Source organism: Arsukibacterium sp., from assembly GCF_036735525.1.
In the GTDB taxonomy this organism is placed as follows: domain Bacteria; phylum Pseudomonadota; class Gammaproteobacteria; order Enterobacterales; family Alteromonadaceae; genus Alishewanella.
Genome location: NZ_DAINOE010000105.1, coordinates 1 through 9,389 on the forward strand (window position 1 = coordinate 1; position 9,389 = coordinate 9,389).

The following is a 9,389-nucleotide window of genomic DNA, read 5'->3' on the forward strand; positions in this document are numbered from 1 at the left end:
CGGGCATGGCGATCACTACACTCAAGGTTAAGCAAATAGCTAAACTGATGAGTAAGCTCATCGGTAGCCGCATCATGGGCTGGTGAAAGCGGGGGTTTACCATTCCTGAACTACTCCTGGTGGCGCATTGTGCTGACGTCGCTTCTGGTTTTCTAAATACATGCGGTTTCTGAGTAATAAGCCCGGATCATCCTGCACTTTACGTAGCAAGTTATCCAGCTCTTGCTGTTGCTCCGGCGTGGCATTGGGCCAGGTTTCACGGATCGCTGCTTGTTGCTCCCGCTCCGGCTCGGGCATAGCGGCGTCGTCTTGCTCTGTTAAGGCTTGCATCTCTTGCTGCTGTTGCTCATCAGCAGCATTTTGTTGTTCATCCGGCTGCTGGGGTTGTGCTGAAGATGGTTGCTGATCTTCAGAGTCTTGTTCATCAGATTGCTGTTCGCTACTATTTTCGCTGTTTTGTTGGTCAGCTTCATCGGATGACTGCTGCTCTTCTTGTTGTTCAGATTGTTGATCTTGCTGCTGGCTTTGCTGTTGATCTGAGGAGGATTGTTGCTGCTCTTGCTGCTCTAACAACTGTTGCATGATAAGGGCATTCTGTTGTGCCGCTGCATGTTCAGGCGCCAGTTCAAGTGCTTGTTGATAGGAATCCAGCGCTTCAGCAAAGCGTTGCTGCAACGCCAGGGCATTGCCCAGATTATGCAGGTTGTCGGCCGAGCGTTGTTGCTGCAGAGCAGTGCGGTAATGTTGCTCTGCTTGCTGGTAGTTGCCATGACGATAAGCGGCATGGCCTTGCCATTGCGGATCCGTAAAAGCCTGCTCAGCCCGCACATAATCTTGTTGCTGGTAGGCCTCTGCGGCCTGCTGTTGCCGGCTTTGCCATAAGTCACGCCAGCTGAAGGCTTCGGCACTGGGTAGGTATGCAAAGGGGAGTATCAATAATACCGGCGCGCGTTTGGCCAGATAAAGCGCTAATGGCAACAGTAACCAGACTAAGTAAATAGCATTATCCTGCCATTGATCGCCTGTTAACGCCTCGCTGGCTTGTTCGGTCAGAGCGCTGGCTGTTCTGGTATTCAGCAGATGCGTCAAATCACTGTTATCTGGGCTGGCTGTGGCAAAGTGGCCGCCACCACGTCGGGCCAGTTGTTGTAATTGTTCTAAGGGTACCCTGGGAATGACCACACCGCCCTGGGCATTTTTCAGTAGTTCGCCATTGTCCATGCGCACTACGGCACCCTCAGTGGTACCAAAAGCCAGAATAGACAGTCTGTGCGGCCAACGATTTAATAGATCCAGTATGGGTTGATAGCTGTTCGGATCAAAACCGTCGGCGAATAGCACCACATGGCCACTGGGATATCCCGCTTGCAACAGCAGTTCATTGGCCTGATTCAGCGCCGCTAACACGTTGGAGCCCTGAGCCGGCATGATCTCTGGCAGCAGAGCGGGTATTTGTAAGCGAACATTATTGTGATCAGGGGTCAGCGGCGAAATAACAAAGGCATCTGCCGCGAAGCTAATCAGTGCCAAATCCCCTTCGGTAATAGCATCGACTAAATCCAGTGCTTTAAAGCGTTGTTGGGTCAGCCGGTCAGGGACCATGTCGGTGGCGCGCATCGACATTGACATATCCATCACCAATACCGTGGCGGTTTTTGAGGTCAGTACCGGTTGGGGTAATTGTTGCCAGCTGGGGCCACTTAATGCCAGTGCTGTTAAGCACCAGCACAGCGCCAGCATAGGTAAGGCCAGCGGTTGACGCTGCTGCAACTGTTGGCCGTTTAGCAGTAGTGACTGCAAATGGGGGGCAATAAGTTGCTGCCAGCCACTGTTATGCTGACGGAAGCGCCAGATTAACAGCCATAACAGCAACGCAGGCAATATACTGAGCAACCACCAGGGGCGTAATAAATGAATATCAGCGAGCATAGTGTTTTATCCTCTGCCAATCTAAACGCAACAGGGCTAAAGCGAAAGAGAACAGCAAGGCTGCGGCCAACGGCCAATGCAACAGGCTGTATTGTGGCCGGTATGTCAGCTCATCACGGCTTATTGGTTCAAGCTGATCGAGTAACTGATAAATTTCAGCCAGCTCACGTGGGCTGCGCGCCCGGAAATAACGGCCACCGGTTTCCTCGGCTAATTGCTGCAACAAGGTTTCATCCAGATCATGTGAGGGGTTGACCCTACGTCGACCAAGGATAGTTTGTTGCATCATTTCTTCGGCGCCCAGGCCAACAGTGTGAATTTTTACGCCTGCGGCTTTGGCCAGGGTTAAGGCTTCCTGTGGCTGCAGGTTGCCGGCATTATTACTGCCATCACTAAGTAAAATCAGTACTTTATTACTGGAGTCGTACTCGTTAAGGCGTTTTACCGCTAAGCCCACGGCCTCACCAATGGCGGTACGTTGGCCCACCAGCCCCATCACGCTATCGTCCAGAAAACCTTGTACAGTTTGCAGATCAAAGGTAAGCGGCGTTTGCTGATAGGCGGCGTCGGCAAATAAAATTAAACCGACTCTGTCGCCCTGACGCTGGGCAATAAAATCACGTAAAACCGTTTTCATTGCCTCTAAGCGGGTCATGCTTTGGCCTTGAATGCTCATATCGGCCATGTTCATCGAACCTGATAAATCCAGAGCCAGCATCAAATCCCGACCTTGCTGCGGCAGAGTCACTGGCTGACCCAGCCAGCGCGGCTGGGTGGCGGCTAATAGCAGCAGTATCCAAATGATAGCACCTAAAAGTTGATAACCACTTAACCTTGCCTGCGGCCTGGACATTCGCAGTTGTCCCAATTTGGCTAGGGCGGGTAGTTGCAACGCAACCTGTTGCTGATCACGCCGTTTTTTGATCAACAATGGCAAGGGCAGCAGCAATAATAACCAGGGGTAACTGAACTCAAGCATGGGCAGACTTCACTTTAAACGAGAGTTGCTGTGCCAATTGCTGCAACTGAGCACGCTGGCAACGTCGGCAAAATTGCAGCGCAGCCTGGCGGAATTGCTGTAAGTGTTCTGGTGTGGCGCGATCTTGATACAGCAGACTAGCCAGATCAGGTAGTGGCTGAACATTGTGCTGTTGCAGCGCGGCTTGCCACTGCTCGACAGAGGCGGTGAGCAAGGGGTGAGCCGGGGCATAATGTTGCACCAGCATTTTCAGCAGCTGATTAATCTGGCTGGCACTATCGGGCTGCTGCATATCAAGCATCAACAATAGTTGTTCGGTATAACGTCTGGCGGCGCCTTGTTGGTAATGCCGCCAATAGCGCCATGCCACATATGCCAGGGCCAGCACTGCCAATAACAGCAGTAGCCAATGAACAGGGGCAAATTGCCACTGGACGCTTAATTCTGACTCAATAATATCGGCTAACATGGCTTCTAAAGAGAGTGGCTCAGACACGGCGGCGTTGCTCCAATTGAGTTAGCACTGGTGCAGCGGCTGAAATCTCCAGCCATTTACAGCCTAACTGCTTAAGTTGTCGCTCTTGCAGCTGAGCGCTTTGTTGCTGCTGCTGTTGATAGCGTTGTTGCAGATTCCGATCGCCTAAATTCAGTAAGCTTATGTGTTGCTGATGCATGACTGCCGCTTCGCCACTGGCAAAATCGGGTAGGGCTTGCTCCAGCGGATCGGATAACTGGCAACAATACACTTCATTATGTTGGCGGATAGCCCTGACATGTCTGAGTGCATCAGCATTTAAGCCGGCAAAATCAGAAATCACATACAATAAGCTTCCCGGGCGAACTAACCGTCGCATTTGCCTCAGGGCTTGTGCCAGAGATAACCCCGTTTGTTGGGCACTAGTGGCGGCCTGATGTACTTCAGTAAGGGCATGAAAATAGCGTAATACGCCATGCGTACGACTTTGCGGTTTTAACTCCAGATGGCGCTGGCTGCTAAACACTAAGCCGCCGAGTTTGTCGCCCCGCTGTTTAACATGCCAGGCCAACACGGCCGCCAAATGCGCGGCCTGCACCGATTTAAACAACAAGGCAGAGCCAAAACGCATGCTGTTACTCAGATCGGTTAAGATAAAAACCGGCCGCTCTTTTTCTTCGCGAAACAATTTGGTATGCACTTTGCCGGTGCGAGCGGTAACCCGCCAGTCAATAGTACGTACATCATCGCCATTCTGATAATGCCGTACTTCGTCAAATTCCATGCCGCGGCCTTTAGTGCGCGCCAGGTAACTGCCAGCCAATTTACTCTGAATGACCATACCGGGAGATAAATCGAGCACCTTGGTATGGCGCTGGTACTGCAATAGCTCCGCCAAACCAAGGTCAGTGCCATTGGCATGGCTTTGAGCTAACCAATCATCTGCAACAAAGCGGTTAATACTCATAGGCTCAGGGTACCGGAACCCGTTTAATAATATCGCTCAAGACATCATCAGTACTAATACCCTCAGCTTCAGCGGTATAGCTGAGAATTAAGCGGTGGCGAAGTACATTATGAAACACTGCCTGTATATCATCTGGCGTGACAAAATCGCGTCCGGCTAACCAGGCTTTGGCGCGGGCACAACGCTCTAAAGCGATACTGGCCCGCGGGCTGGCACCGTAGCTAATCCAGCTGGCCAATTCATTACTGTAAGCGGCAGCATTACGGGTGGCCATAATAAGTTGCACTATATAGTGCTCCAGGCTCTCGGCCAGATGCAGCGCTAAAATAGCCTGGCGGGCGGCAAAAATATCGTCCTGAGTAATGGGCACCACCGGCTCGACCGCTTTTAACATGGCTTCATTGCGAGTCAGCCGCAGTATTGCTAATTCGGTGTCGGCATCCGGGTAATCTACTTTTAAATGCAGCAAAAAGCGGTCCAGCTGTGCTTCTGGTAAGGGGTAGGTGCCTTCCTGCTCTAACGGGTTTTGTGTCGCCATCACCAAAAACAGCGGCGGCAGCGGGTAGGTATTACGGCCTACGGTGACTTGTTTTTCTGCCATGGCTTCGAGCAACGCAGATTGCACTTTAGCCGGGGCACGGTTTATTTCATCGGCCAGAATAATATGATGAAACAAAGGCCCGGCCTGAAATTCAAATTTACCGGTTTCTGGCCGGTAAATATCGGTACCGGTTAAATCCGCCGGTAATAAATCGGGGGTAAACTGTATGCGGTGAAACTCACCTTCAACCCCTTGTGCCAGTGCATTAACCGCGCGGGTTTTCGCCAGGCCCGGCGGTCCTTCCACCAGTAAATGCCCGTTTGCCAGCAGTGCCAGTAAAATACCTTCAGTTAAGGCCGGTTGACCCAGTACCTGAGAGTCAAGATAAGTTTTAAGAGCAGAAAAGGCTTGTATCATAATGATTTATTTTCTTTATTGTTGTGAATATTAATTGCGTGTTTTCACCCAAAAGCGCTGCAAAGCAGCTAGGCTAAGACGATATTGTAGATATAAGGTTCCCTTGGGCAGAAAACAAGAGCCGCAAAACAACGGTTTTCATTTAGTGAAAGTGCCGTTACAATCAGTCATCAATTAGAGGTCAGACCTGTAAGCTGATCACATCTTAACACGAGGATAGTCATGACAGCGCCCATTAAACTCAGTACCCGCCAGGGTGAACGTATTGCCATCGTCGCTGGCTTGCGTACCCCCTTTGCTAAGCAAGCCACAGAATTTCATGGTGTGTCAGCCCTGGATCTCGGCAAATTAGTGGTCAACGAGTTGTTGATCCGTAATCAGTTAGATCCGGCACTGGTTGAGCAGCTGGTGTATGGTCAGGTAGTACAAATGCCGGAAGCGCCTAATATTGCCCGTGAAATCGTGCTAGGCACCGGCATGCAGGTACGTACCGATGCTTTTAGCGTCAGCCGTGCCTGTGCTACTAGTTTTCAGTCGGTGGTCAGTGTCGCCGAGGCGATGATGGCGGGTATACATACCGTGGCGATTGCCGGTGGTGCTGACTCCAGTTCAGTATTGCCGATTGGTGTCAGTAAAAAGCTGGCGCGGGCGCTGGTTGATGTCAATAAAGCCAGAACCTTTGGCCAAAAGCTGGCGATTTTCCGCAAGTTGGGTTTAAAAGATTTATTACCGGTACCGCCCGCGGTGGCTGAATACAGCACGGGCTTGTCTATGGGCGATACCGCTGAGCAAATGGCTAAAACGCATGGCATCAGCCGTCAGGCACAAGATGAAATGGCGCATCGCTCACATACGCTGGCTACGCAGGCCTGGCAAAAAGGTTTTATGGCCAATGAAGTGATGACCGCGCATGTTGAACCTTATCAGCGCTTTTTAGAGATGGACAATAACATCCGCACCGACTCTAAACTGGAATCCTACGCCAAATTGCGGCCGGTGTTTGACCGGGTGCACGGCACCGTCACTGCTGCCACTAGTACGCCGTTAACGGACGGTGCTTCGGCGGTGATTATGATGACTGAGGGGCGCGCCAAAGAGCTGGGATACAAGCCTTTGGGCTATATCCGCAGCTATGCCTTTGCCGCAATAGATGTCTACGATGACATGCTGATGGGACCTTCTTATGCCACGCCAATTGCGCTGGCAAGAGCCGGTATGACACTGGCCGATTTAACCCTGATAGAAATGCACGAAGCCTTTGCCGCTCAGGCGCTGGCCAATATGAAGATGTTTGGCAGCCGCAAATTTGCTCAGGAAAAACTGGGGTTAGATAAAGCGATAGGCGAGATTGATATGGACAAGTTTAATGTCAATGGCGGCTCGCTGGCCTATGGCCACCCCTTTGCCGCGACCGGCACCCGCTTAATAGTGCAAACTTTAAATGAATTACAACGCCGTGGTGGTGGCATTGGCTTAACTACAGCCTGCGCAGCAGGTGGCTTAGGTGCTGCCATGATAGTGGAGACCGAATAATGACAAACGCAACACAACATAGCTTTACCCTTGAGATCCGTGATGATCTGGTAGCGGTTATCACCATGGATATTCCGGGTGAAACCATGAATGTGCTTAAAGCCTCATTTGCTGCTGAAATTGACGCTATTCTTGAAAATATTCAGGCCAATAATAGTGTAAAAGGTGTGGTTATTATCAGTGGCAAGAAAGACTCTTTTATCGCCGGTGCTGATATTTCTATGCTGGATGCCTGCAAAACGGCAGACGACGCTGAAGCCATAGCGCGCATGGGCCAGCAGATGTTTGATAAGCTGGAGCAGTTAGCACTGCCGGTTGTTGCAGCAATTCATGGCTCTTGTCTGGGCGGTGGCCTGGAGTTGGCGATGGCCTGTCATAGCCGGGTGGTCAGCAATGATGTAAAAACTGTACTGGGTTTACCTGAAGTGCAGCTTGGCTTGCTGCCTGGCAGTGGTGGTACCCAACGCTTACCAAAATTAGTGGGTGTGCAAAAAGCGCTGGATATGATGCTGACCGGCAAACAACTGCGCGCTAAAGAAGCGCTGAAAGCCGGGTTGGTAGATGAAGTGGTACCCGCCAGTATTTTATTGCAGGCGGCGGTAAAACGAGCCTTAGCCGGTAAAGTGCAGCGTCAGCCGAAAAAAGCCGGCGTCATGCATAAATTTTTAGAGGGTACCTCTGTGGGCCGTGGCCTGGTGTTTTCGCAGGCATTAAAACAAACCCTGCGTAAAACTCAGGGCAATTATCCGGCGCCGGTGCGCATTGTCGAAGTAGTAAAAACCGGTATTGAAAGCGGCCGCAATAAAGGGCTGCAGGCAGAGGCAAAAGCCTTTGGTCAGCTGTGTATGACCGCCGAGTCGGCTGCGCTGAGAAGCTTGTTTTTTGCTACCACTCAGATGAAAAAAGAATCTGGTGCCGGTGATGTGACCCCACAAAAAGTGAAAAAGGTAGCGGTTTTGGGCGGCGGCTTGATGGGCGGCGGTATTGCCAATGTCAGCAGCACCAAAGCCGGGGTGCCAGTACGCATTAAAGATATTAATGAGCAAGGCATCAGTAATGCGCTGAAATACAGTTATAAGCTGCTGGAAAAGAAATTTAAACGCCGCTTTATCAGCAAAGCTGAGATGCAAAAACAGCTGTTACTGATCACCGGCAGCACCGATTACAGCGGCTTTAAAGATGTCGATATGGTCATTGAAGCGGTGTTCGAAGATCTGGCGTTAAAACAGCAGATGGTGGCTGATGTTGAACAGCATTGTGCAGAGCACACTATCTTTGCCAGCAACACCAGCTCTTTACCTATAGCGCAAATTGCCGCTAAAGCAGCCAGACCTGAAAATGTGATTGGTCTGCATTATTTTTCACCGGTGGATAAAATGCCGTTGGTTGAGGTTATCGCCCATCCGACTACCTCTGCACAGACCATTGCCACCACTGTTGCTTTTGCCCGCAAACAGGGTAAAACACCGATAGTGGTAAAAGACGGTGCCGGTTTTTACGTCAACCGTATTCTGGCCTTGTATATGAATGAAGCGGCTAATGTATTGTTAGCTGGAGAGCCGGTTGAGAAAATTGACAAAGCCCTGGTGAAATTTGGTTTTCCGGTAGGCCCTGTTACCTTGCTGGATGAAGTGGGCATTGATGTTGGCGCTAAAATTTCACCTATTCTCACCGAGCAATTAGGGGAGCGTTTTGCCGCACCTGCTGCCTTTAGTAAGCTGCTGGCGGACGGGCGTAAAGGTAAAAAATCTGAAAAAGGTTTTTATGTTTATGGCAGCAGTGCGAAAAAGGGCGCTAAAACCGTCGATAGCACTGTATATCCGGTGTTGGGTGTGACTCCTATGGCTAAACTTAGTAATGACGCTATAGTGACGCGCTGCACTGTGCAAATGCTGAATGAAGCGGTGCGCTGTCTCGACGAAGGCGTTATTGCCTCTGCGCGTGATGGTGATATAGGCGCTATTTTTGGTATTGGTTTCCCGCCGTTTTTAGGTGGCCCTTTCCGTTATATCGATAGCATGGGTGTGGCCAAACTGGTTGAAACCTTACAGCAGTTAGCGGCTGAGCATGGCGAGCGCTTTGCGCCTTGCCCACGGTTAGTCACCATGGCTGAGCAAAACGCTACCTTTTACTGATATAAGCTTTTTAACAGTTTAATGCCTAAAAAAGCAACTAAGGTTTAACGGTAAGATGTGATGGCAGCGGGTATAATAACTCTCTGCCATTTCAGTATCGTACTGAAGCAATTAACTAAAATGAGGGTGTATAAGGTGTTGTTAGTTCCTGTGGTATGGTTGCTAGTGGCCATTGGTATCTACATTGCCGCGCTTCGTAGTGGCATGCAAGCCCTGTACTGGGCGTTGGCCGCCTTATTAACCGGCCCCTTGCTGTTACCCTTGTTTAGCAGTCATAAGCGTTTGCAGTTATGCCGTGCTCACGGCAGCGGCGGTCAGGTTTTTAAACCCTGAGCTGTGTTAATCTGATGCCTGAAGACTAGAGGCTGTTGATCTTTGCTCAAACTTTATTCAGCAATGCATTGGTAGCCAGA

General features: G+C 50.6%; 8 protein-coding genes. 3 read left to right on the forward strand and 5 right to left on the reverse strand.

The annotated features are described in order from the left end of the window. Positions 1-96: 96 nt before the first annotated feature. The 5 genes from V7D78_RS15060 to V7D78_RS15080 are packed head-to-tail and all read right to left on the reverse strand — an operon-like array spanning position 97 to position 5,308. On the reverse strand, positions 97-1,929 hold the full coding sequence (locus tag V7D78_RS15060; RefSeq protein WP_333609279.1) for a vWA domain-containing protein: 1,833 nt from the start codon (positions 1,927-1,929) through the stop codon (positions 97-99). Then, complete coding sequence (locus tag V7D78_RS15065; protein WP_333609280.1) at positions 1,919-2,908, reverse strand: vWA domain-containing protein; 990 nt, start codon at positions 2,906-2,908, stop codon at positions 1,919-1,921. Before V7D78_RS15065 ends, V7D78_RS15060 begins: the two co-directional genes overlap by 11 nt. After that, positions 2,901-3,404, reverse strand: coding sequence for a DUF4381 family protein (locus tag V7D78_RS15070; protein ID WP_333609281.1), 504 nt, complete (start codon positions 3,402-3,404; stop codon positions 2,901-2,903). Before V7D78_RS15070 ends, V7D78_RS15065 begins: the two co-directional genes overlap by 8 nt. Then, positions 3,397-4,350: a DUF58 domain-containing protein gene (locus V7D78_RS15075; protein WP_333609282.1), complete on the reverse strand. Its 954-nt coding sequence runs from the start codon at positions 4,348-4,350 to the stop codon at positions 3,397-3,399. Before V7D78_RS15075 ends, V7D78_RS15070 begins: the two co-directional genes overlap by 8 nt. A gap of 4 nt (positions 4,351-4,354) precedes the next feature. Next, positions 4,355-5,308 carry an AAA family ATPase gene (locus V7D78_RS15080; protein WP_442886609.1) on the reverse strand — a complete coding sequence of 318 codons (954 nt, stop codon included), beginning with the start codon at positions 5,306-5,308 and terminating at the stop codon, positions 4,355-4,357. Positions 5,309-5,530: 222 nt separating this feature from the next. Between V7D78_RS15080 and fadI the strand changes: the two genes are divergently transcribed. The 3 genes from fadI to V7D78_RS15095 all read left to right on the forward strand — a co-directional run bounded on the left by fadI (position 5,531) and on the right by V7D78_RS15095 (position 9,309). Next, a complete protein-coding gene (gene fadI / locus V7D78_RS15085) occupies positions 5,531-6,841 on the forward strand; it encodes an acetyl-CoA C-acyltransferase FadI (RefSeq protein ID WP_333609283.1) in 1,311 nt (436 codons plus the stop codon). Further along, the gene (gene fadJ, locus V7D78_RS15090; RefSeq protein WP_333609284.1) at positions 6,841-8,976 is read left to right on the forward strand and encodes a fatty acid oxidation complex subunit alpha FadJ; all 2,136 of its coding nucleotides are present in this window, start codon (positions 6,841-6,843) and stop codon (positions 8,974-8,976) included. Before fadI ends, fadJ begins: the two co-directional genes overlap by 1 nt. A gap of 135 nt (positions 8,977-9,111) precedes the next feature. Continuing rightward, positions 9,112-9,309 carry a hypothetical protein gene (locus V7D78_RS15095; RefSeq protein ID WP_333609285.1) on the forward strand — a complete coding sequence of 66 codons (198 nt, stop codon included), beginning with the start codon at positions 9,112-9,114 and terminating at the stop codon, positions 9,307-9,309. Positions 9,310-9,389: the final 80 nt, after the last annotated feature.